The following is a 20983-nucleotide window of genomic DNA, read 5'->3' on the forward strand; positions in this document are numbered from 1 at the left end:
CCGCTCCCCCCGTGCGGCGCCGGCCCGTTCGTTATTTCCAGTCAGATGCGGGCCATCGCGGCCTTGAACGGGTCGAGGCCGAGCGAGCCCAGGTTGAGCGCGTCGCGGTGGAAGTCCTTGAGGCTGAACGCGGCACCCTTGCGCGCCTTCGCCTCCTCGCGGGCCTGCAGCCAGATCCGCTCACCGACCTTGTACGCGGGCGCCTGCCCCGGCCAGCCGAGGTAGCGATTGAGCTCGAAGCGCAGGTTTTCGTCCGGCACCCGGCAGTGGGCGCGCATGAACTCCCAGCCCAGCTCGGGCGTCCACCGCTCGCCGGGGTGGAAGCCGAACGCGTTGTCGCGCGGGATCTCCAGCTCCAGGTGCATGCCGATGTCGACGATCACCCGGGCCGCCCGGAACGCCTGCCCGTCGAGCATGCCCAGCTTGTCGCCCGCGTCCTCCAGGTAGCCGAGGTCGTCCATGAGGCGCTCGGCGTACAGGGCCCAGCCCTCGCCGTGGCCGGAGCTCCAGCTCAGCAGCCGCTGCCAGCGGTTGAGCAGCTCGGCGCGCACCAGAGTCTGCGCGATCTGCAGATGGTGGCCGGGCACACCCTCGTGGTACACGGTGGTGACCTCGCGCCAGGTGGAGAACTCGTTGATGCCCTCGGGCACCGCCCACCACATGCGTCCCGGACGGGCGAAGTCTTCGCTCGGGCCCGTGTAGTAGATGCCGCCGTCGCTCGTCGGTGCGAGGCAGCACTCGATGCGGCGTACCTGTTCGGGGATGTCGAAGTGGGTGCCAGCCAGCTCACCAACCGCCTTGTCGGCGAGCGCCTGCATCCAGTCCCGGAACGCCTCCTTGCCCTGGATGTTGCGGGCCGGGTCGGCGTCGAGTGCGGCGACCGCCTCATCGACGGTGGCGCCGGGGCCGGCGATGCGGGCGGACACCGTGCGCATCTCGGCTTCCAGCCGGGCCAGTTCCTCGAAGCCCCACGCGTACGTCTCGTCAAGGTCGATCGTGGCGCCCAGGAAGTACCGGGAGGCCAGCTGGTACCGCTCGCGGCCGGCAGCCTGCTTCGCGCGCCCTCGCGGTGCCAGCTCGTCGCGCAGGAACTGGGCGAACTGCGCCGTCGCGGCGGTCGCGGCCGCGGCACCACGACGCAGGTCGGCGGCCAGCGCGTCGCCGGCCTCCAGCTTGTCGACGAGGCCATGGAAGAAGTTGTCGCGCTCGGTATCGGTCCAGATGTCGCACTGCTTGGCGACCTCGAGCATCTGTGCGCTCGGGCTCACGTGCCCCTCGTCGGCGGCGGCTCGCAGCGTCTGCTTGTACTGCTCAACCGCGCCGGCGAACTTCGCGAGCCGGGCGGCGATGTTGGCGACGGCCTCCTCGCCCTGGGTCGGCATGAGGTCGAAGACCTGCCGCAACCCGTGTACCGCGCTGCTGATGACGTTGATCTCGCTGGCCGTCTCGCCGGATTCGTATCGCGCGAGCTGGAGCTTCAGCCGCTCCTGCATCGCTTCTTTGGCGACCCGTTCGGGCTCGTCGTCGGGTTCGGTCGCGGCGAGCGTGGCCAAGGTGCGCCGGGTCAGGTCGGCGAAGGCGGCGAAGCCCTCCGGCGACAGATCGTCCAATTTATCGTCGAAGCCGGCGATTCCGGCATAGGTGGCGCCGGTCGGGTTGAGCGGCGCCCACTCGTCGACGTAGCGGTCCGCCAGGTCAGTGATTCGTCCCACGGTGCGACCTTACGTGAAATGTCTGGCAGCCTGCTGATCCGTTACCAGCAACGGACTGCTGAAACACGCAGCCGATGTCGTACCGATAAGGCAGAGTGTCACGGGTGAACGCGGCAAACGCTCCTGACAAGCTCGACCTGCGGGGTTTCCTGCCCGGCTTCCTTGCGCTGGCGGTGATCTGGGGTGCCAGCTTCCTCTTCATCAAGGTCGGCGTCCGCGAGCTGCACCCGCTCTACCTGACGCTTTTCCGGGTCGGCGCGGGCGCGCTCACCCTCCTCGTGGTGCTCGCGCTCGGCCGGCAGCGGCTGCCGCGCGACCCGCGGTTGTGGGGTCACCTCGCGGTGGTCGCCGCGATCGGCGTGGCACTGCCGTTCACCCTGTTCGGCTTCGGCGAGGAACGCGTCTCCTCGGTGCTCGCCGGCATCTGGAACGCGACCACGCCGCTGGTCGCGCTGCCCCTCGCGGTGCTGGTGTTTCGCACCGAGCGGATGAACACGCGCCGGGCGGTCGGCATCGGCCTGGGCTTCGTGGGCGTGCTGACCGTGCTCGGCGTCTGGCAGGGCGTCGGTGGCTCCCAACTGACCGGGCAGCTCATGTGCTTTGGTGCGGCGGCCTGTTACGGGCTGGCGATTCCGTACCAGAAGAAGTTCGTCGCCGGGCATGCCGCGTCGGGCCTCTCGCTGTCGGCTGTGCAGTTGCTCATCGCGACCGTGCAGATGGCGATCGTGGCGCCGCTCTTCGCCGGAGCGCCGCCCGCGCCCACCGCGCTCTCGCTCGACGTGATCGCGAGCGTGCTGGCGCTCGGTGCGCTCGGCACAGGGCTGGCATTCGTGCTCCACATGCGCAACATCCGGCTGGCCGGCGCCTCCACCGCCTCGACGGTGACCTACCTCATCCCGATCGTCGCCACCGTCATCGGCGTGGTCGCGCTCGGCGAGGGCGTCAGCTGGTACCAGCCGGTCGGCGCGCTCATCGTGCTGCTCGGGGTGGCGGTGTCGCAGGGGGTGCTGAGCGGCCGATTCAGCCGCGCGCCCGAGCCCACTCGACAACCCGCTCAGCAGGCCAACTATTGATCACGCGATCGGCCGGTACCCCGCACAGGGCCGCCCGCTCGCAGCCGAAACGCTGCCAGTCGAGCTGACCCGGCGCGTGGGCGTCGGTGTTGATCGCGAAGCGGCAGCCCGCCTCCAGGGCCCGCCGGAGCAGCCGCTTCGGCGGGTCCTGCCGTTCCGGACGAGAGTTGATCTCGACGGCGGTGTCGTGCTCGGCGCACGCCGCGAAGACCGCGTCGGCGTCGAAGTCGCTGGGTGGCCGGGTCTTGCCGCCGCGCCGATGCGCGCGGTCGCCCGGCCCGGTCACCCCAGCCGGCCTGTTTGCCACCATGCGACCCGTGCAGTGGCCCAGGATGTCGACGTGCGGGTTGGCGATCGCGGTCAGCATCCGCTTCGTCATCCGGGCGCTGTCGTCGCGCAGCCCGCTGTGCACCGACGCGACCACGACGTCGAGCCGGTCGAGCAGCTCGTCTTCCTGGTCGAGGCTGCCGTCGGCCAGGATGTCGACCTCGATGCCGGTCAGGATGCGAAAGCCTTCGGGCAGCGCGTCGTTGACCGCGGCCACGTAGTCGAGCTGCTTGCGCAGGCGATCAGCCGTCAGGCCGCGGGCGACGGTCAGGCGAGGGGAGTGGTCGGTGAGCACCATGTACTCGTGGCCGAGCTCGACCGCCGCGAGCGCCATCTCCTCGATCGGGGAGCCGCCGTCGGACCAGTCCGAGTGGGTGTGGCAGTCGCCGCGTAGGGCCGTGCGGAGCGCGGTGGCGGCCTCATCGAGATCGACGCCCTCGGTGGCGAGCAGGCGCCGCAGGTAGACGGGCTCTTCGCCGGCCAGCGACTCGGTCACGCATCGAGCGGTGACGTCGCCCACGCCGCCCAGCTCGGTGAGCGTGCCGGCCGCCGCTCGGCTCGCGACCTCGGTGGCGGGCAGCGCGGCGAGCGCCTTGGCCGCCGAGCGGAACGCCTTGACGCGATAGCTGGCTTCATTGGCCCGCTCCAGCAGAAACGCGATCCGCCGTAGATCGCTGATCGGATCCCGTGCGCTCATGGACACCACATTAGGAGTTGGGTCTGACGGCCGTTACCGTCTGGCGGTCCTCAGCCACCGCGGTGATCCAGCCGCCCGCGCGGCCGAGGCGGAGGAGGGCGTCGGAACGGGCGGGCAGCTCCAGGGACTTGCCCGGCCGGGGCGGCCACGCGGCGCGCGCGGCCGCGCCCGGCGCCAGCCAGCGGGTCAGCGAGCCGATCGGGTCGCGCTCGTCGAGGGCCTCGCGGGCACCCGCGAGCGCGTCGAGCACCGCGTCCAGCGCCGGCCCTACGGCCGCCGCGTTGCCGCCGCACATCGCCGCGACCAGCTCGGGCCGGGTGCCCGCCACCCGGGTGCCGTCGCGGAAGGAACCAGCCCCCAACGTGCCGGCGAGGGGGTCGGCCGCCGCGGTCGCCGCCAGCGCCGAGGCCAGCAGATGGGGTACGTGGCTGACCGCCGCCACGGCCCGGTCGTGCTCGGCGGCGGTGGCCGGTACGACGCGGGCGCCGATGCCGGTGAAGAGGGCGGCCAGGTGCAGGAAGTCGGGGAGCGAGGTCTCCTCCGGCTCCAGGCAGAGCACCCACGAGCAGCCCGTGAACAGGTCGGCGTCGGCGGACGCGAACCCGGACGTTTCCCGGCCGGCCATGGGATGCCCGCCGACGAACCCGGCCAGCCGCGGCAGCCGCCGCTCGACGAGTTCGCGGACCGGCCCCTTGACCGAGGTGACGTCGGTGACCAGGCCGCGGTATCCGGTGCCGCCCAGCTCGATCAGTACGCCCTCGACCGCCGGCAGTGGCACGGCGATCACGACGAGCTCGGCCTTGGCGACCGCGTCCCGCACTGTCGGCGTGACCTGCCAGCGGGCGCGTGCCGGAGCCTTCGCCGCGGCGGTGCGCGCGGTCGCGCGGGTGGCCGGGTCGGCGTCGTACCCGAGCACGGCGTGCCCCGCCCCGGCGAGCGCGCGCAGCACGGAGCCGCCGATCAGTCCCAACCCCAGCACCGCGATGTCCACGGGGGTGACTCTCGCACATAGCGCACCCGCGTTGTTACCCCGTGCGCTAGCGTGATTCTGTGGCTATCCGGACTGGATTGTTCGCATTGGTCATGGTCGGTGCGGTTGGCGGAAGTTTGGCGATCGCAGCGCCGGCATCGGCGGCCGTGTCCACAACCCCTAATCCCGCGCCCACCTTCAACGGCACCGTCTACGCGACCGCGTACGCGGGCGAGACCGCCTACGTCGGCGGCGACTTCACCATCGCCACCTTCAACGGCCGCTCGTACACGCGCAATCGCCTGGCCGCGTTCGACGTGCGCACCGGGGCGCTGCGCGCTTGGGCACCCAGTGCCGACGCGCGCGTACGGGCCATCGCGGTCTCCGGCACGGCTGTCTACGTCGGGGGTGCCTTCGGGTACGTCAGCGGAGCGCGCCGGGACAGCCTGGCGCGGCTCGACGCCGGCACCGGGGCGGTGCACAGCTTCAAGCACAGCCTCTCCGGCCAGCCGTACTCGCTCTCCGCCGCGAACGGGCGCCTCTACGCGGGCGGCAACATCAGCTCGGTCGACGGGCAGGCGCGGTCCCGGCTGGCCGCGTTCAGCCTGAGTACCGGCGCGCTCGACGGCGGTTGGCGGCCGAACGCCGACAGCACCGTCGAGGCGGTGACAGCCACGACAGACCGGGTCTACGTCGGCGGCAAGTTCGGTGCCGTGAACGGGACCAGCCAGGCCCGGCTCGCCGCCGTGCACCCGTCGTCCGGCGCGCTCGACACGGGTTTCCGGGCACGCCCCGCTGACGTCGTACACGGCCTGGCGGTGAACGGTTCAGCCGTGTACGCGGCACACGGTGGCCCGGGCGGGCGGGTGGTCGCGTACGGGCTCGACGGCACCAGCCGGTGGAACCTCACGATGGACGGCGACCCGCAGGCCGTGACGGTACTGGACGGGGTCGTGTACTTCGGCGGCCACTTCGACAACGTGTGCCGATCGGCGCGAACCGGATACCAGGGCGAGTGCCTCGACGGGAAGAGCCGGCGGGTCAAGCTCGGCGCCGCCGACACCGGGAGCGGCACGCTGCTGTCCTGGACGGCGAACGGCAACGGCAGCGAGGGCGTCTTCGCGATGGCGGTGCACACCAGCCTGCGGAAGGTCGCGGCGGGTGGTGCGTTCACCGCCATCAACGGCAGCCTGAGGGAGCGGTTTGTCCAGTTTGGTTAGGGCGCGCTCGGGCAGCCGTTGGACTTCTGCCACGATTTGACCTTGTCGACCGGCGACTTGTTGCTCTTCTTGCGCCACGCGTCGAGGTACATGGCCGGCCAGACCACGCCACGGCGGATCCACCAGTCACCCGTGCGCTTGCACGGCGGCGAGATGCCGAAGTGCAGGTGGCACACGTTGTTGGCGTTACCGGTCTTGCCGACCGTGCCGAGCCGCTGCCCGGCCCGGACGCGTACGCCCGCCTCGATGCCGCTCTGCACGACGGTGAGGTGGGAGCCGTAGTACCGCACGCCGTCGTCGCCGAGCAGCGACACCGACAGGCCACCGTTGTTCGGCCCCTGGACGCCCGACTTGCTGTACTTGTCGACCCGGCTCACCTCGAGCACCTTGCCGTCGGTGACCGCGACGACGGGCTGGCCGCAGTCGGCGAAGATGTCGGTCGCCGGATACGCCGAGTGGGTCGGGTGGTATGCCACGTTGCTGGCCTGGACGGGGAAGACGTACTTCCACTTCCCGGTGGCGGTGGCCGGAGAGGTCGACTTGGTCGTCGACGGCTTCGGCGTTGGCGACGCGCTCAGGGGCAGCGAGGGCGTCGGCGAGGGTGTCGGGCCGGCCGTGGTGGGCGCAGCGGTCGTGGGCGCTGGCGTGACGCTGCCGGCGCCCTCCCACTGCGGCGCCGCCTCTTCGGGCGCCTGCTTGGCGCAGCCCGCCACAAGCGCGGCTGACACCAGAACGATCATCGACGCGTGTACCCGTCCCCGTAACACCCGGCCATCCTGGCAGATAGGTACGCTCCTGTCATGGCCGACCACTACCCGGCACGGCCGCCGGTGCGCACCCCGTCGGGGCTGTTTCCGTCGGGACCGCCGCGCCCGACGTATCGCGAGCCGCACCGCGTGCGGGCCGCTGGCCTGACCGCTGGCCTGGGCGCCGGCGTCGCCTGGCTGCTCTTCCTGGGGCTTCTCGGTGACGATCTGCGCGGCTACGTGTGGTGGACGGTCCTGGCAGGGCTGGTCGCGTGGGTGGTCGCCGGCGTCCTGACCCGCCAGGGCGACCGGGGCGTGGCGGCCGGTGTGGCGATCGCCACCGGATTGGCCTGGTCGATCGCGGTCGTGGCGGTGGCCGTCCGCTGGGGCATGACGGGCGACTGGCCGCTCTGGTAACCCCCGCTCTGGTAACCCCCCGTTCTGGTAAACGCTGTGTGGCGGGCGCGTTGCGTCTCGCACCCGGGCTTGACGAAGCGCGGCGCGGGGCGGCACCCTCGCGACATGGTCTGGACAGTGCAGCGGCTCGACCCCGACCGAAGCCGCCGCCGGTTGCAGCTCCTAGCCGAGCTGGCCAGCGCGAAGTCGGTGCGGGACCGCGAGCGGCCACGCCAGCAGCACGATGAGCGCCTGCGTGAGCTGATCGCGATGCGCCGCCGCCTGGCCGGCTGACCGCGCACCCCTCGGCGTTGCGCGCTCAGTAACCGACATAACCGGCTACCGTCACGCGTATCAGACAACTTGGGGGGACCGTGTCGTACTTCGCTGCTGCCGTTGCGCGCGGCTCGGACGGCTGGACCGTAGCTGAACTTGATCTCACAGGGGCGGCGGACATCGACGAGGTGGCCGACCGCCTTCGCGACGTCAGTCCGGACGCCGATGTGTCGCTGCTCTTCGTCGAGGCCGACGACCTGTACCTGGCGATCTTGCGCCTGGATCAGGGTGAGGACCTGAGGCTCTTCGGGTCCGACTCGGTATTCGCGGAGGAGTCCCGGCTGGGTGCGCTGCTGCTCGGCGACATCGAGACTCCGGCACTGGAGATCGACGAGGTCACCGAGCCGCCGGCGCCCAACGACGACGATGATGACGAGCCGCCGGCCAGCGAGCCCGACGTCGAGCCGGTCGGCGACGCGGACCTGCTGAAGGATCTCGGCATCAGCTCGCACCAGCTCCTGGAACTGTGCGCGCACGAGGGCATGATGCCCGCCGACGTGACCGCCGAGGTGTGCCAGGTGCTCGGGTGTGGCGACGAGGTCGAGGAGCTACGCGAGGCGTGAGCGAGGGAGTTGGCGCGGCGGCGTTTTCCCGGCGGCGCCAGCACGAACTCTGGATGCGTCGGGCCCTCGCCGTCGCGGCCTCGGGCGGCGCCGACGACGTACCGGTCGGTGCCGTCGTGTACGGGCCGGACGGCGTGGAGCTGGCGGTCGGGAGCAACGAGCGCGAGCTGACCGGCGATCCCACCGCGCACGCCGAGATCCTGGCGCTGCGCCGGGCCGCCGCCGTGCTTGGCGAGTGGCGGCTCGACGGCTGCACGCTCGTCGTCACCCTCGAACCGTGCACGATGTGCGCCGGCGCGCTCGTACTGGCGCGGGTGTCCACAGTGGTCTTCGGTGCGTGGGAACCGAAGACGGGCGCGGTGGGATCGCTCTGGGACGTGGTGCGCGACCGCCGGCTCAACCACCGGCCCGAGGTGTACGCGGGCGTACTCGAAGCCGAATGCGCCGAACTGATGCGCTCGTTCTTCCGCCCCTAGACGATCTATTTAAGGGTCCAAAGCCAGGATTTGAGCTACCGCGATGCTCGTCGTGCTCTTGGACGCGGTCGGAGGCCGCATTGTCGGGGATTTCGCTGCTACGTGCGGGCGGGTTGTGTAGCAGCGGAGGGTGAGGCCGCGGGAGCAACGGGCATGGAGCGCCGCGGACGTCGCGGTAGCCCCGGAATTCTCTTGAATAGATCGCCTAGGGCTTGAGGAGGCTTTCGCCGACCTCGCGGGCCGACTCCGTCCACGCCGTCGGGCGCAGGGTCGCCGGGTCGAGGCGGACGATCGCGCGCCGCCCCTCAGCGAAGCACGTCTGCCGGTCGGCGGAGAGGAACTGGAACCCGTACTCCGCGCTGGTCTGCCCCATGTGGTTGAGCCAGAAGTGCACGTGCACCTCGCCCGCGCCCCGGATCGGCCGCAGGTACGTGATGCTGAACTCGCGTACCGCGTGGACGAGGTCGGGCGTCGACGGGCCGTTGTGGTCGAAGTAGTGGCCGCGCGCTGTCCAGTACGGGGCCACCGCCCGCTCCAGCAGCACCGCGTACCGGGCGTTGTGCACGATGCCCATGGCGTCCAGGTCGTCGAAGTACACGGCGATTGGCTCGACGTGACCAAATTCCAGGGCGAGGGTCATTCCGGTGCCTCCGGTAGCAGGGTGGGATCGGTGCAGAGCCCGCGCAGCCGTTCGAGCACGGCGCGCGCGGCGATGGGGTAGACCACTTCGACGGAGAGCAGGCGGAACTGGATCACCGCGGCGACGCCGACCGCCTCGACCTCGTAGGCGAGCACCGCCACATCTGTGCCAGCGCGCAGCTCGCCCAGCTCGACGGCCTGCCGGGCCAGCAGCTCCAGGTAGTCCATCCACTCCGTGTGGCTGCGCGCGATGCCGTCGTACACCGGCCCAGACCTGGCGTTGAACTCGAACTTGGCGTTGGCGAAGAAGCAGCGACCCGGCAGCGCCTGTGCCGAGTAGAAGTCGAGCCGCGACACGTGCTGGGCCCACAGCCGGCGCACCCCGCGCGGTGCGGCCCGGGCCGGGTCGATGACCTGCTCCCGCCACTGCTCCCGCGCCCGTTCGATCGTGGCGATCTGCAGGTCCTGCTTTGAGCGCCAGTGCGCGAACAACCCGGACTTGCTGACCCCGAGCGCCTCGGCGAGCTGGCCGAGGGAGAGCCCGTCGAGGCCCACCTCGGTGGCCAGGGCGACGGCAGTGTCGAGCACCGCCGTGCGGGTGCGCTCACCCCGGGCCACCCGGCCATCCACCATCATGCCGCGAGCATACGATAAATAAGACCGACCGGTCGTAAATTTAGTTGGCCGGCAGCGTGACCTGGACCACCAACCCGCCGCCCTCCCGAGGCACGGCCTGGGCGTCGCCGCCGTGCGCCCGCGCGACCGCCCGCACGATCGAAAGGCCGAGCCCGAAGCCGCGGCCGCCGTCGACCCGTTCCCGCCCCAAACGGCGGAACGGCTGGAAGAGCGTCTCGATCTCGTACCCCGGCACGACCGGCCCCGTGTTCGACACCGTGAGCAACGCCTGGGCGCCCACCACGCCGGTGGTCACCGCGAACCACCCATCGGGCACGTTGTGGCGGATGGCGTTCTCCACGAGGTTCTGCGTCAACCGCTCCAGCAGGATCGGGTCGCCCGCGGTCGAAGCGGCGCGCAGGTCGCGAACCATCTCCACCTCGCCCGGCGCGGCCTGGTCGAGCACGTGCGCGGCGACCTCGGCCAGGTCGACGGGCGTCCGTTCGGTGATCTCCTGTTCGGCGTCGGCGAGCGTGAGCAGCCCATCGATCAGCCGCTCGTGCCGCTCGTTGACGGTCAGCAGCGACTCGCCGAGGCGCTTGGTCTCGCTCGTCGCCTCGGGCCGCGTCACCGCCAGCTCCACCAGCGCCCGGTTGAGCGCCAGCGGGGTGCGAAGCTCGTGCGAGGCGTTGGCGACGAAGCGGCGCTGGCCGTCGAACGAACGGTCCAGCCGCTCCAGCATCACGTCGAACGTGTCGGCCAGTTCCTTCACCTCGTCGCCCGGGCCGGCCAGCGCTATCCGCTCGTGCAGCCCCCGGCCCGCGCCGTCGGCACCCGCGATCCGCCGCGCGGTCTCGGTGATCCGTTGCAGTGGCTGCAGCGCCCGGCCGGCCACCAGCCAGCTGAACCCGCCGGCCGCCAGACCGACCGCGAGCAGCGCCACAGCGCCCTGGGTGAGCAGCGAGTCAAGGGTCTCCTGGCGGTACCGCTCCTGCTCCGCCGTGATCTCCTTGCGGATCGCCTCCCACGCCTCCGGGTTCTGGGGGAGTGACTGGAGCTGAGTCCGGAAGTCGACCATGGTCCCGCTGTCGCGATCCAGGCCGACGCGATCGTCGAGCCGCTGATTCACCAGGAAGTACGTCACTCCGAGCAGCAGGGCGCCGGCCAGGAAGAAGAGCGCGCCGAACAGCACGGTCAGGCGCAGGCGGATCGTCCAGCGGTTCATGGCACTCGGTACCCCACTCCCGGCACGGTCTCCACCACTTGGGGCTCGCCCAGCTTGCGGCGCAGCTTCATCACGGTCACCCGGACCACGTTCGTGAACGGGTCGATGTTCTCGTCCCACGCCTTCTCCAGCAGTTGCTCGGCCGATACCACCGAACCGCCGGCCCGCAGCAGCTCGGTCAGCACCGCGAACTCCTTGTTCGCCAGCGGCACGTACCGCCCGTCGCGAAAGACCTCCCGCCGGGCGGGATCGAGCCGGATACCGGCCCGTTCCAGCACCGGTGGCGCCGCCGGGCGGGCCCGCCGCATGAGTGCGTGCACCCGGGCCGACAGCTCCGCGAACGCGAACGGCTTCGGCAGGTAGTCGTCGGCGCCGAGGCCGAGGCCGGCCACGCGATCGCGGACACCCGCGGCGGCGGTCAGCATGAGCACGCGGGCCGGCGAGTCGGACTCCACGATCGCCCGGCACACCTCGTCGCCGTGCACGACGGGCAGGTCGCGGTCGAGCACCACCACGTCGTACTCGTTGACGCCCAGGCGCTCCAGCGCGGCGTCGCCGTCGTACGCGATGTCGACCGCGAACGCCTCGCGCCGCAGCCACTCCGCGACCGCGTCAGCCAGGATCTTCTCGTCTTCGACGACCAGGATGCGCACGTCTCCATCGTTCCGCAGCGACGCGTAACGCGGCCGTTAACGCCCGTGGTTACGCCGTGGTTATCGGCGGCTCGGTTGACTCTCGAACGTCAGAATCCAGCGAAGGAGAGCGATCGATGTTCAGAGTCACGGTCGCCGCCGCGCTGCTCGCGCTCGCGGTCGCCGGGTGCGGCAGCGGAGGCTCCAGCGACGACGAGATCGCCAGCGCGACCGGCGGCGGGGCGAGCCCGACGGCCAGCGCCAGCCCGGGTGGCACCGATCCCGACCAGTCCCGGAAATTCGCCCAGTGCATGCGCGACAACGGCATACCCGACTTCCCCGACCCGGACGCGAACGGCCAGATACCGCGCGACAGCTTCGACCGCGAGAGCATGGACACCGGCGCGTGGCAGAAGGCGTTCCAGGCGTGCCGGTCGGTCGCGCCGAACGGCGGCGAGCGGCCCGAGCTCGACGCGGCACAGCAGGAGCAGCTCCGGGTGTGGGCGCAGTGCATGCGCGACAACGGAGTCGACATACCCGATCCGGACGCCAACGGCGGCGGCTTCATGTTCGGCGGCGATTCGCAGATCGACCCGAACGACCCGAAGTTCCGGGCGGCCATGGAGGCGTGCCAGGACAAGTTCACGTTCCGCGGTCCGGGAGGCGGCGCATGAGCGCGGTTTCTTCTGGGGCGCCGCGCCGGCGCCGCCGGGGCAAGGTCGTCGGATTCGGCGGCGCGGCCCTGGTGGTCGCCGCGGGCGCCGCGGCCGCTGTCGGCGTCGGCGGAGCGGACGCGCAGGAGCCGGTACGCAGCAGCGCGCCGCCCGCCACCGCGACGGTGACCCGGACGACGCTCACGCGGACCGAGACCGTGAACGGGACGCTCGGGTACGGCGACGCGACGGCCGTCAAGGCGCGCGGCTCCGGCGGCACCATCACGTGGCTGCCGGCCGAGGGATCGCGGGTCGCGCGAGGCAAGAAACTGTACGAAGTGGACGAAGACCCGGTCGTGCTGCTGTACGGCTCGGCGCCGCTCTACCGGACGCTGTCGTCGGGTGCGGAGGGCGCTGACGTATCGCTGCTGGAAAAGAACCTCTCCGCCCTCGGATACGACGGGTTCACAGTGGACGACGAGTACACGTCGGCCACCGCCAGCGCGGTGTCGGAGTGGCAGGAGGACCTCGGCGTACCGGAGACCGGCACCGTGTCGGTCGGGCAGGTCGTCGTGGCGGCCGGCGAGGTGCGGGTGGCCGAGCACCAGCTGACGCCCGGCGACGCCGCCAACGGGCCCGTGCTCACGTACACCGGTACCACCCGGGTCGTCACCGTCGACCTGGAGGTCGACAAGCAGGAGCTGGTCAAGAAGGGCGTCGCGGCGACCGTCGAGCTGCCCGCCGGCACCCGCGTGGCGGGCACGGTGTCGAGCGTCGGCACCGTCGCCACCACGAGCGGCAGCAACAACGATCAGGTCACCACCATCGACGTCACCGTCACCGTCAAGGACCAGAAGGCGCTCGGCACGCTCGACGAGGCACCGGTCGACGTGATCCTCCAGTCGGAGCAGCGCAAGGACGTCCTCGCCGTACCGGTCAACGCACTCGTCGCGCTGGCGGAGGGCGGGTACGGCGTGCAGGTCGTCGAGGGAGACGCCAGCCGGTACGTGGCGGTGGAGACCGGGATGTTCGCCGGCGGCAAGGTCGAGATCTCCGGTGCCGGCATCGCCGACGGTGCGGTGGTCGGGGTACCAAAATGATCGTCGCCCTGGAAGGTGTCTCCAAGGTGTACCCGGGCGGTGTTGCCGCGCTGAGCGGCGTCTCGATGCGGATCGCCCGCGGTGAGCTGGTCGGCATCGTCGGCCCGTCCGGGTCCGGGAAGTCCACGATGCTGCACCTGATCGGCACGCTCGACCGGCCATCGTCCGGGACGGTGCACATCGACGGGTACGACGTCGCCGAGCTGTCGGACCGGGAGCTGTCGGCGCTGCGGGCCCGCACGATCGGATTCGTCTTCCAGCAGTTCCATCTGGCCGCCGGCGTACCCGCGGTCGACAACGTGGCCGACGGCCTGCTGTACGCCGGCGTACCCCTCGGCGAGCGGCGCCGGCGGGCCCTCGCGGCCCTGGAACGGGTCGGGCTCGGGCACCGGGTCGACCACGAGCCGCACGAGCTGTCGGGTGGCGAGCGCCAACGCGTGGCCATCGCGCGTGCGGTCGTCGGCGATCCACCGCTGCTGCTCGCCGACGAACCCACCGGCAACCTCGACTCGGCCTCCGGCGGCGCCGTACTGGCACTGCTGCGCGAACTGCACGCCGCCGGTACGACGATCGTGGTGATCACCCACGACCGTGACATCGCCGCGTCGCTGCCGAGGCAGGTCGAGATGCGCGACGGACAGGTGGTGGTGCGACGGTGATCGACCTATCCCGCCCGCCGCTCTCGCCGGCGCGCCTGACCCCTCGCGACGTGGTACGCGTCGGCGGTGCGGGGCTGCGCAGCCGGCCCCTGCGGGTGTTCCTGTCCGCACTCGGTATCGCGATCGGCATCGCCGCGATGGTCGCCGTGGTGGGCATCTCCACCTCGTCCAGAGCCGAGCTTGACCGCACCCTCGAACGGCTCGGCACCAACCTGCTGACCGTCGGCCCCGGCCAGAGCTTCTTCGGCGAAGACAGCCACCTGCCCACCGAAGCGGTCGGCATGATCGGGCGCATCGGGCCGGTCGAGTCGGTCAGCGCGACCGGAAACCTGGACGCCAAGGTGTACCGCAACGAGCACATCCCGACCGGCCAGTCCGGCGGTATCGGGGTACGCGCCGCGCGCACCGACCTGCCCAGCACCGTCGGTGCCACCATCGCCAGCGGCGCGTGGCTCAACGAGGCAACCGCCGGGTACCCAGCTGTGGTACTCGGTTCGACCGCCGCCGACCGGCTCGGCGTCAGCCTGGCCGGCCCATCCGTGCAAGTCTGGCTCGGCGGCCACTGGTTCACGGTGGTGGGCGTCCTGCACCCAGTGCCACTGGCCGAGGAGCTCGACACCGCCGCGCTGATCGGCTGGCCGGTCGCCGAATCTCTCCTGGGTTTCGACGGTTACGCCACCACGGTCTACACCCGAGCCACCGAGACCTCCGTCGAGGCCGTCCAATCGGTACTCGCCGCCACCGCCAACCCCGAAAATCCCAACGAGGTACAGGTGTCCCGCCCCTCCGACGCGCTGGCCGCCAAGCAGGCGACCGACGAAACTCTGGGCGGGCTGCTGCTCGGCCTGGGCGCGGTCGCGTTGCTGGTGGGCGGCGTCGGCGTCGCCAACACGATGGTCATCTCGGTACTGGAGCGCCGGCCGGAGATCGGGTTGCGCCGCTCACTGGGCGCCACGCGCGGCCAGATCCGCGTGCAATTCTTGGCGGAGTCGCTGCTGTTGTCGGCGCTGGGCGGCTTGGGCGGCGTACTGCTGGGCATAGGCGTGACGGCTGTGTACGCGTCGACCCAGCAGTGGCCCACGGTCGTCCCGGTGTGGGCCATGGCGGGTGGGGTGGCGGCAACGTTGTTGATCGGCGCGCTGGCCGGCCTGTACCCCGCTCTCCGCGCCGCCCGCCTATCCCCAACCGAAGCCCTCTCCACCCCATAACCCCTCTTCGTGATCAGGGCGTCCCCCAAGTCGTTAGAGCAACTTGAGAGACGCCCTGATCACGGCGGACCTTGTGCACAGTGCTGTGGATAACGCGTACGGGTCTGTGGATAACTGTGTGGGGTTAGGCGATCACCGTGTCGAGGGCGATCTCGACCATCTGGCCGAAGGTCTGCTCCCGCTCCTGTGCCGTCGTGCGCTCGCCGGTCTTGATGTGGTCGCTGACCGTCAGCACGGTCAGTGCCCGCGCCTTGAACCGGGCCGCGATCGTGTACAGCGCCGCCGACTCCATCTCCACCGCCAGAACGCCGTAGTCCGCCAGCGTGTCGTAGAGATCGGGCCGGTCCGTGTAGAACGCGTCCGCCGCCAGGATCGGACCGACGTGCATCGGGATACCTCGTGCCTCGGCTACGTCGACCGACTTCCGCAGCAGCCCGAAGTCCGCCACCGGCGCGTAGTCGATCAGCCCGTCGAACCGCATCCGGTTCATGTTCGAATCGGTCGACGACCCGATAGCGGCGATCACGTCTCGCAGCTTGATCGACTCGCTGAGCGCCCCGCACGACCCGACCCGGATCAGCGTGTTCACCCCGTAGTCGTTGATCAGCTCGTGGCTGTAGATCGACGCTGACGGCATGCCCATGCCGGTGCCCTGCACCGAGACCCGCACCCCACGGTAGGTCCCGGTGAAGCCGAACATGTTGCGCACCGTCGAGTAGCACTTGGCGTCCTCGAGGTAGGTCTCCGCGATCCACTTCGCCCGAAGCGGGTCACCCGGCAGCAGGACCCGGTCGGCGATCTCGCCCGGCTGGGCGCCGATGTGCGTGCTCATGAGCTCGATCCTGCCAGGCGGCATACCGCCACGACCGCGCCCCCGGCCGTCGGGTACCCTACTCGGCGGTGGTGTGTCCGAGTGGCCTAAGGAGCACGCCTCGAAAGCGTGTGAGGGTTTACGCCCTCCGCGGGTTCAAATCCCGCCGCCACCGCTCCTAACCTCGGCTGAGCGCCTGGCTGGTCCCAGAGACCACCCGGGCGCTTGACCGTCTTACTGCTTGTGCGCCTGTCGGTGATAGGTCAGGTGCGTCCAGTCGATGGCGTGTCCAAGATCCATGCGTAGCTTGCCGATCTCTTGTCCTGAGATCGTGTCGCGGACTATGCCGTCCTCGTCCACCACGATCGCGCCAGTGTCGAACAGCACGTGGTGATTCGGACATAGGCAGAGGATGTTGCTCAGACGGTCCGGTCCGTCGTGGGGACGACCGAGTGCGCGAATGTGAGCGGCTTCGGCGTACGGTCCGGTGGGCGTCTCCAGCCGTAGACCACACACCTGGCAGCGGTAGTCGTTGAGCCTCTTGGCGGCGTTAGCTACTGGTGTGCTTCGGATAAGCCGCTGGATCACGGCCCTTTCTCGGCCGGCCGGGCCGGCGGCCTCGACGTCCGGTGGTGGCCGGTCGGTACTCTCCAGCTCAACCAGGCGGAACCGCCAGATGCGAAAGCCGTGAACGCCGACCTGCGACCAATGATCTGCTACGCGGTACAGCCCGTCGTACCGGAAGCCCTCGGCGGGACTGTGGGCGCGATCGCCTTGGGCGCCCCGGATCACGCGGACTGGATAACCCTCAAGCTGACTGCGGACGAGGCCCAGGTTGCCGAACTTCAGTTGCTGGTGCGCGACCTGGCGTTTGGTGTTGGGGTCGTTGCCACCCTGCCCGGTGTAGAGGATCTCGTCGCCGAAGTCCTCGTCGTCGATGTAACCGCCAGAGACGACGATGGACTCTGCTCCGTCCTGGCCGCCGCAGATGCCGCCTTGTAACGGCCGATGGACCTGGGACTTGGCGAGCTCCGTCCGGTTTTGGAAGGTCGAGCCGACCGGATAGCCGGGGATTTCGCCGTAGGTCCGAGGCGTGGGCATGGCAGGACCCTAGTGCGTCGCTCGCTCGGTTGGGTGACTTGGCCCAAGAGCTATCCACAGGTTGTGGATAGAACATGTGTACGAGAGGATGTGACGAGGAACGGCCCGGCTCCACGGGGGAGCCGGGCCGTTGCCTGGTCGAGCGGAGGATACGAGATTCGAACTCGTGAGGGGTCTCCCCCAACACGCTTTCCAAGCGTGCGCCCTAGGCCTCTAGGCGAATCCTCCGCCGGACACGATACATGTACGCCCCGAGGGGGTGCGCGACAGGACTACCGGTACAGTAGGTGGCGCCCCTCGTGCGGCGTACACCTCGTGAACCTCCCCAGGGCCGGAAGGCAGCAAGGATAAGCGGGCTCTGACGGGTGCACGGGGGGCCTCTTTGTGTCACACCCCGGTGGCAACGTGCCAGGCAGCCGAGGAGAATGGCGCGGTCGAGAGGAGGCGGCGAGAGTGGCACTGGCGCTCTACCGCAAGTACCGGCCGCGCACCTTTGCCGAGGTCATCGGCCAGGAGCACGTTACCGAGCCGCTGTCGCAGGCGCTGCGCAGTGGGAGGCTGCACCACGCCTACCTCTTCTCCGGGCCGCGTGGCTGTGGCAAGACGAGCAGCGCCCGCATCCTGGCCCGCTCGCTCAACTGTGAGCAGGGGCCGACGCCCGAGCCGTGTGGCAAGTGTGAGTCTTGCAAGGCGTTGGCGACCGACGGTGCTGGCTCGATCGACGTCATCGAGATCGACGCGGCCAGCCACGGTGGCGTCGATGACGCTCGTGAGCTGCGTGAGCGGGCGTTCTTCGCGCCGGCCACCAGTCGATACAAGATCTATGTCATCGACGAGGCGCACATGGTCTCGTCCGCGGGCTTCAACGCGCTGCTCAAGCTGGTTGAGGAGCCGCCCGACTACGTCAAGTTCATCTTCGCGACGACCGAGCCGGAAAAGGTGCTCGGCACGATCAAGTCGCGCACGCATCATTATCCCTTCCGGCTGATTCCGCCGGGGGTCCTCCGGCCCTACCTGGAGCAGCTCTGCGCGGCGGAGGGGGCCAAGGTCGAGTCGGCGGTGTTTCCGCTGGTGGTGCGCGCCGGTGGGGGCAGTGCCCGAGACACCCTGTCGGTGCTTGACCAGCTCATCGCTGGTGCTGGGCCGGAGGGGGTCACCTACGCACGTGCGGTGTCGCTGCTGGGCGTCACCGACGTGGCGCTGATCGACGAGATGTGCGACGCGTTGGCGGCCGGCGATGGTGCGGCGGCGTACGCGACGATCGACCGGGTGGCCGAGGCTGGCCACGATCCGCGGCGGTTCGCGTCTGACCTGCTTGAGCGGTTGCGCGATCTGATCGTGCTGCAGCAGGTGCCCGACGCGGTGTCCAAGGGGCTGATCGACGGGCCGTCCGACCAGATGGAGCGGATGGTGGCCCAGTCGCAGCGGCTCGGGCAGGCGACGCTCTCGCGATGCGCCGACATTGTCCACAATGGTCTGGTTGAGATGCGCGGCACGACGGCGCCGCGGCTCCTGCTGGAGCTGATCACCGCTCGCATGTTGCTGCCGGGTGCCGACCCGGGCGACAGCGGCGTGCTCCAGCGGCTGGAGCAGATGGAGCGCCGGCTTGCGGGCGGTGCCGGTGTGCCAGTACCAGTGCCGGCGCCGCCGCGACCAGCGGCGACCGAGCCCGCAAGGCCGGCCGACCCGCCGCCGGCCCCGAGGCCCACAGAGGCCGCGCCGGCCGCGAGCAGCCCAGCCACTAGCAGCCCAAGCCCGAGCGCGCCTCCGGCGGAAGCGCCGGCCGCGCAGGAAGCTCCGCGCCGCACCCCGCCGCCGGAAGCGGTCATGCCGGACCCGGCGACACCGGAGCCGGAGCGACCCGGCAGCAGCCCTCCTGGCCAGCTCGACGCCGCCGCCCTCCGGCGGTCGTGGAGCGAGGTCATCGACATGGTCAACCATCGAAACAAGCGGATCGCGGCGCTGCTTCGCAACGCGACCGTGCGCGATCTCGATGGCAACGCGGTGGTGCTGACCTTCCAGTACCCGGTACACGCGCAAATGGCGTCCAAGGAGGCCGCGGTCCTCGCCGACGCGGCCTACGAGGTCTTCGGGACGCGGTGGGAGTTCCGGTGTGAGGTGGCCGGCGACCAGCGCGCCGCCGCACCGACCTCGGCGCCGCCCGCAAGGTCTGCGCCGCCGCCGCGAAAGGCGGCACCTGTTCAGAAGCCTCAGGCGAGTCCCGCCATGGCGAAGGACGACGACTGGCCGGAGCCGGCGCGTCCGGGTGGGTCCGCGGCCGCCCAGCAGGCCCCGCCGTCCAAGGCACCGGCGGCCGCCGCGCCGCGATCGGTTCCCTCGAAGTCAGCCGCTGTCAAGACGGCCGACAGTGACTGGGCGGGTGAGCCGCCTTGGGATCCTGACTACGACGGACCCGCGGGACGGCAGGGCGGGCCCACGGGAAGGCAGAGCGGGCCAGCGGGGCAGGGCGGGCCCCCTGGAAGGCAGAGCGGGTCCGCGGGAAAGCCGGGCGGGGTCGCCGGAAATCACGGCGGGCCTGCGGGCACGCAAGCGACAGGTGCCGCGGGTTCGAGCACGACCGTCTACGAAGGATTCGATCCCGGCGACGAGCCGACCGACGAGGTGGTCGACGAGCGCACCGCTCGCCAGAGCAGCGAGCAGCAGGCGATGCAGTTGCTGCAGGAGACGTTCGGCGCCGAAAAGATCGGCGAGGTTTAGGGCCGCTAGGCTGGGCAGCGGTAACTGATACGGAGGAGACGGCGATGCGTCCCGGTGGACAGCCCAACCTGCAACAGCTCATGAAGCAGGCGCAGAAGATGCAGCAGCAGCTCGCCGAGGCACAGGCCGAGCTGGCCGACGCCGAGCTGACCGGCACGGCCGGCGGTGGCCTGGTCACCGTGACGATCTCCGGTTCGGGTGAGATCAGGTCCGTGAAGATCGACCCCAAGGCGGTCGACCCCGACGACGTCGAGACCCTCGAAGACCTGGTGCTCGCGGCGGTGCACAACGCGAACGACGCCGTGCGCAAGCTGACCGAGGAGAAGATGGGCCCGGTCACCGGTGGCATGGGCGGCCTCGGCCTGCCTGGTTTCTGAGCGACCCCCCGATGTACGAAGGTGCGATCCAGGATCTGATCGACGAGCTGGGTCGGCTGCCGGGCGTGGGCCCGAAGAGCGCTCAGCGGATCGCGTTCCACATCCTGTCGGCCGATCCGGCCGACGTGACCCGGTTGGCGACCGCGCTGCGCAAGGTCAAGGAGCTCGTGCGGTTCTGCGCGATCTGCCACAACGTGGCCGAGTCGGAGCAGTGCCGCATCTGCCGCGACCCGCGCCGCAGCGACGAGGTGCTATGCGTGGTCGAGGAGCCCAAGGACGTGGTGGCGATCGAGCGCACCGGCGAGTTCCGTGGGCGGTACCACGTGCTCGGCGGGGCGATCAATCCGTTGGAGGGCGTGGGGCCTGACAACCTGCGCATCCGCGAGCTGATGATTCGACTCGGTGAGGGCACGGTCAAGGAGCTGATTCTCGCCACCGACCCCAACACTGAGGGCGAGGCCACGGCGACGTACATCGCGTTGATGGTCAAGCCGATGGGCATCTCGGTGACGCGGTTGGCGAGCGGTCTGCCGGTGGGTGGCGACCTTGAGTACGCCGACGAGATAACCCTCGGCAGGGCCTTCGAGGGGCGCCGGGCGGTCTGACAGACGCGCCGAGAAACGTGCTTCTCATGTAACAACTTGGCATCGACTAAATCTGGACAAACGGCTCGTTTGACCTCGTCCGGACGCACCACTGATCGTGGACGGTGGCGACTAGGACACGATC

23 protein-coding genes, 2 tRNA genes and 1 other RNA gene are annotated in these 20983 nt (G+C 70.3%); 15 read left to right on the top strand and 11 right to left on the bottom strand.

Annotated features, from left to right (window positions below):
• Positions 1-41: 41 nt before the first annotated feature.
• Complete coding sequence (locus QMG73_RS14985; protein ID WP_281895852.1) at positions 42-1712, bottom strand: DUF885 domain-containing protein; 1671 nt, start codon at positions 1710-1712, stop codon at positions 42-44.
• A 104-nt stretch (positions 1713-1816) separates the two neighbouring features.
• Between QMG73_RS14985 and QMG73_RS14990 the strand changes: the two genes are divergently transcribed.
• Positions 1817-2785, top strand: coding sequence for a DMT family transporter (locus QMG73_RS14990; RefSeq protein ID WP_281895854.1), 969 nt, complete (start codon positions 1817-1819; stop codon positions 2783-2785).
• Here QMG73_RS14990 and QMG73_RS14995 read toward each other — a convergent pair.
• The gene (locus QMG73_RS14995) at positions 2733-3809 is read right to left on the bottom strand and encodes a PHP domain-containing protein (RefSeq protein WP_281895857.1); all 1077 of its coding nucleotides are present in this window, start codon (positions 3807-3809) and stop codon (positions 2733-2735) included. The genes QMG73_RS14990 and QMG73_RS14995 overlap by 53 nt on opposite strands.
• A gap of 10 nt (positions 3810-3819) precedes the next feature.
• Positions 3820-4800, bottom strand: coding sequence for a prephenate dehydrogenase (locus QMG73_RS15000; protein WP_281895859.1), 981 nt, complete (start codon positions 4798-4800; stop codon positions 3820-3822).
• Between the two features lie 59 nt (positions 4801-4859).
• Here QMG73_RS15000 and QMG73_RS15005 point away from each other — a divergent pair, with 59 nt between their 5' ends.
• Positions 4860-5999, top strand: a complete 1140-nt coding sequence (locus QMG73_RS15005; protein WP_281895862.1) for an NHL repeat-containing protein — start codon at positions 4860-4862, stop codon at positions 5997-5999.
• On the opposite strand, the gene QMG73_RS15010 is transcribed toward QMG73_RS15005, so the two are convergent.
• Positions 5996-6739, bottom strand: a complete 744-nt coding sequence (locus QMG73_RS15010) for a M23 family metallopeptidase (RefSeq protein WP_281895990.1) — start codon at positions 6737-6739, stop codon at positions 5996-5998. The genes QMG73_RS15005 and QMG73_RS15010 overlap by 4 nt on opposite strands.
• 60 nt (positions 6740-6799) lie before the next feature.
• Between QMG73_RS15010 and QMG73_RS15015 the strand changes: the two genes are divergently transcribed.
• From QMG73_RS15015 to tadA, 4 genes are all read left to right on the top strand, one after another.
• Entirely contained in the window at positions 6800-7162 is a 363-nt protein-coding gene (locus tag QMG73_RS15015) for a hypothetical protein (RefSeq protein ID WP_281895865.1), read from the top strand.
• A gap of 105 nt (positions 7163-7267) precedes the next feature.
• A complete protein-coding gene (locus QMG73_RS15020; protein WP_281895867.1) occupies positions 7268-7435 on the top strand; it encodes a hypothetical protein in 168 nt (55 codons plus the stop codon).
• 80 nt (positions 7436-7515) lie between these two features.
• Positions 7516-8040: a tRNA adenosine deaminase-associated protein gene (locus QMG73_RS15025; protein WP_281895869.1), complete on the top strand. Its 525-nt coding sequence runs from the start codon at positions 7516-7518 to the stop codon at positions 8038-8040.
• Complete coding sequence (gene tadA, locus QMG73_RS15030; protein WP_281895871.1) at positions 8037-8516, top strand: tRNA adenosine(34) deaminase TadA; 480 nt, start codon at positions 8037-8039, stop codon at positions 8514-8516. The genes QMG73_RS15025 and tadA overlap by 4 nt, the downstream gene beginning before the upstream one ends.
• 205 nt (positions 8517-8721) lie before the next feature.
• Here tadA and QMG73_RS15035 read toward each other — a convergent pair whose 3' ends face one another.
• From QMG73_RS15035 to QMG73_RS15050, 4 genes are read right to left on the bottom strand one after another with little or no spacing between them, the layout of a single operon-like run.
• Positions 8722-9156 (bottom strand): acyl-CoA thioesterase, encoded by a 435-nt coding sequence (locus tag QMG73_RS15035; RefSeq protein WP_281895873.1) that lies wholly within the window; start codon positions 9154-9156, stop codon positions 8722-8724.
• Positions 9153-9791, bottom strand: a complete 639-nt coding sequence (locus tag QMG73_RS15040; RefSeq protein WP_281895874.1) for a TetR/AcrR family transcriptional regulator — start codon at positions 9789-9791, stop codon at positions 9153-9155. The genes QMG73_RS15035 and QMG73_RS15040 overlap by 4 nt, the downstream gene beginning before the upstream one ends.
• Positions 9792-9831: 40 nt before the next feature.
• Positions 9832-10995 (bottom strand): sensor histidine kinase, encoded by a 1164-nt coding sequence (locus QMG73_RS15045; protein WP_281895875.1) that lies wholly within the window; start codon positions 10993-10995, stop codon positions 9832-9834.
• Entirely contained in the window at positions 10992-11648 is a 657-nt protein-coding gene (locus QMG73_RS15050; protein WP_281895877.1) for a response regulator transcription factor, read from the bottom strand. Before QMG73_RS15050 ends, QMG73_RS15045 begins: the two co-directional genes overlap by 4 nt.
• A gap of 116 nt (positions 11649-11764) precedes the next feature.
• On the opposite strand from QMG73_RS15050, the gene QMG73_RS15055 reads away from it, so the two are divergent.
• From QMG73_RS15055 to QMG73_RS15070, 4 genes are read left to right on the top strand one after another with little or no spacing between them, the layout of a single operon-like run.
• A complete protein-coding gene (locus QMG73_RS15055; RefSeq protein ID WP_281895879.1) occupies positions 11765-12301 on the top strand; it encodes a hypothetical protein in 537 nt (178 codons plus the stop codon).
• Complete coding sequence (locus tag QMG73_RS15060; RefSeq protein ID WP_281895882.1) at positions 12298-13380, top strand: peptidoglycan-binding domain-containing protein; 1083 nt, start codon at positions 12298-12300, stop codon at positions 13378-13380. Before QMG73_RS15055 ends, QMG73_RS15060 begins: the two co-directional genes overlap by 4 nt.
• Positions 13377-14039, top strand: coding sequence for an ABC transporter ATP-binding protein (locus QMG73_RS15065; RefSeq protein ID WP_407676803.1), 663 nt, complete (start codon positions 13377-13379; stop codon positions 14037-14039). Before QMG73_RS15060 ends, QMG73_RS15065 begins: the two co-directional genes overlap by 4 nt.
• Positions 14036-15247 carry an ABC transporter permease gene (locus QMG73_RS15070; protein WP_281895884.1) on the top strand — a complete coding sequence of 404 codons (1212 nt, stop codon included), beginning with the start codon at positions 14036-14038 and terminating at the stop codon, positions 15245-15247. Before QMG73_RS15065 ends, QMG73_RS15070 begins: the two co-directional genes overlap by 4 nt.
• Positions 15248-15371: 124 nt before the next feature.
• On the opposite strand, the gene deoD is transcribed toward QMG73_RS15070, so the two are convergent.
• Entirely contained in the window at positions 15372-16079 is a 708-nt protein-coding gene (gene deoD / locus QMG73_RS15075; RefSeq protein WP_281895885.1) for a purine-nucleoside phosphorylase, read from the bottom strand.
• A gap of 67 nt (positions 16080-16146) precedes the next feature.
• On the opposite strand from deoD, the gene QMG73_RS15080 reads away from it, so the two are divergent.
• Positions 16147-16233, top strand: a tRNA-Ser gene (locus QMG73_RS15080).
• A gap of 59 nt (positions 16234-16292) precedes the next feature.
• Here QMG73_RS15080 and QMG73_RS15085 read toward each other — a convergent pair.
• The gene (locus tag QMG73_RS15085; protein ID WP_281895887.1) at positions 16293-17159 is read right to left on the bottom strand and encodes a YDG/SRA domain-containing protein; all 867 of its coding nucleotides are present in this window, start codon (positions 17157-17159) and stop codon (positions 16293-16295) included.
• Positions 17160-17302: 143 nt separating this feature from the next.
• A tRNA-Ser gene (locus QMG73_RS15090) sits at positions 17303-17387 on the bottom strand.
• A gap of 61 nt (positions 17388-17448) precedes the next feature.
• Here QMG73_RS15090 and ffs point away from each other — a divergent pair.
• From ffs to recR, 4 genes are all read left to right on the top strand, one after another.
• Positions 17449-17543: signal recognition particle sRNA small type (gene ffs / locus QMG73_RS15095), an RNA gene on the top strand.
• A 69-nt stretch (positions 17544-17612) separates the two neighbouring features.
• Positions 17613-19877: a DNA polymerase III subunit gamma and tau gene (locus QMG73_RS15100; protein WP_281895889.1), complete on the top strand. Its 2265-nt coding sequence runs from the start codon at positions 17613-17615 to the stop codon at positions 19875-19877.
• Between the two features lie 44 nt (positions 19878-19921).
• Entirely contained in the window at positions 19922-20254 is a 333-nt protein-coding gene (locus tag QMG73_RS15105) for a YbaB/EbfC family nucleoid-associated protein (RefSeq protein ID WP_281895891.1), read from the top strand.
• Between the two features lie 11 nt (positions 20255-20265).
• On the top strand, positions 20266-20859 hold the full coding sequence (gene recR / locus QMG73_RS15110) for a recombination mediator RecR (RefSeq protein ID WP_281895892.1): 594 nt from the start codon (positions 20266-20268) through the stop codon (positions 20857-20859).
• The last annotated feature ends 124 nt before the right edge of the window (positions 20860-20983 follow it).

The sequence above is a fragment of the Phytohabitans aurantiacus genome (assembly GCF_027923225.1).
In the GTDB taxonomy this organism is placed as follows: Bacteria; Actinomycetota; Actinomycetes; order Mycobacteriales; family Micromonosporaceae; genus Phytohabitans; species Phytohabitans aurantiacus.

Coding starts and splice junctions, on each gene's coding strand:
- QMG73_RS15045 (WP_281895875.1), bottom strand. CDS start 10,995: ATGAACCGCTGGACGATCCGCCTGCGCCTGACCGTGCTGTTCGGCGCG.
- QMG73_RS15055 (WP_281895879.1), top strand. CDS start 11,765: ATGTTCAGAGTCACGGTCGCCGCCGCGCTGCTCGCGCTCGCGGTCGCC.
- QMG73_RS15060 (WP_281895882.1), top strand. CDS start 12,298: ATGAGCGCGGTTTCTTCTGGGGCGCCGCGCCGGCGCCGCCGGGGCAAG.
- recR (WP_281895892.1), top strand. CDS start 20,266: ATGTACGAAGGTGCGATCCAGGATCTGATCGACGAGCTGGGTCGGCTG.
- QMG73_RS15040 (WP_281895874.1), bottom strand. CDS start 9,791: ATGATGGTGGATGGCCGGGTGGCCCGGGGTGAGCGCACCCGCACGGCG.
- QMG73_RS15085 (WP_281895887.1), bottom strand. CDS start 17,159: ATGCCCACGCCTCGGACCTACGGCGAAATCCCCGGCTATCCGGTCGGC.
- QMG73_RS15020 (WP_281895867.1), top strand. CDS start 7,268: ATGGTCTGGACAGTGCAGCGGCTCGACCCCGACCGAAGCCGCCGCCGG.
- QMG73_RS15010 (WP_281895990.1), bottom strand. CDS start 6,739: ATGATCGTTCTGGTGTCAGCCGCGCTTGTGGCGGGCTGCGCCAAGCAG.
- QMG73_RS14995 (WP_281895857.1), bottom strand. CDS start 3,809: ATGAGCGCACGGGATCCGATCAGCGATCTACGGCGGATCGCGTTTCTG.
- deoD (WP_281895885.1), bottom strand. CDS start 16,079: ATGAGCACGCACATCGGCGCCCAGCCGGGCGAGATCGCCGACCGGGTC.
- QMG73_RS15065 (WP_407676803.1), top strand. CDS start 13,377: ATGATCGTCGCCCTGGAAGGTGTCTCCAAGGTGTACCCGGGCGGTGTT.
- QMG73_RS15035 (WP_281895873.1), bottom strand. CDS start 9,156: ATGACCCTCGCCCTGGAATTTGGTCACGTCGAGCCAATCGCCGTGTAC.
- QMG73_RS15015 (WP_281895865.1), top strand. CDS start 6,800: ATGGCCGACCACTACCCGGCACGGCCGCCGGTGCGCACCCCGTCGGGG.
- QMG73_RS15105 (WP_281895891.1), top strand. CDS start 19,922: ATGCGTCCCGGTGGACAGCCCAACCTGCAACAGCTCATGAAGCAGGCG.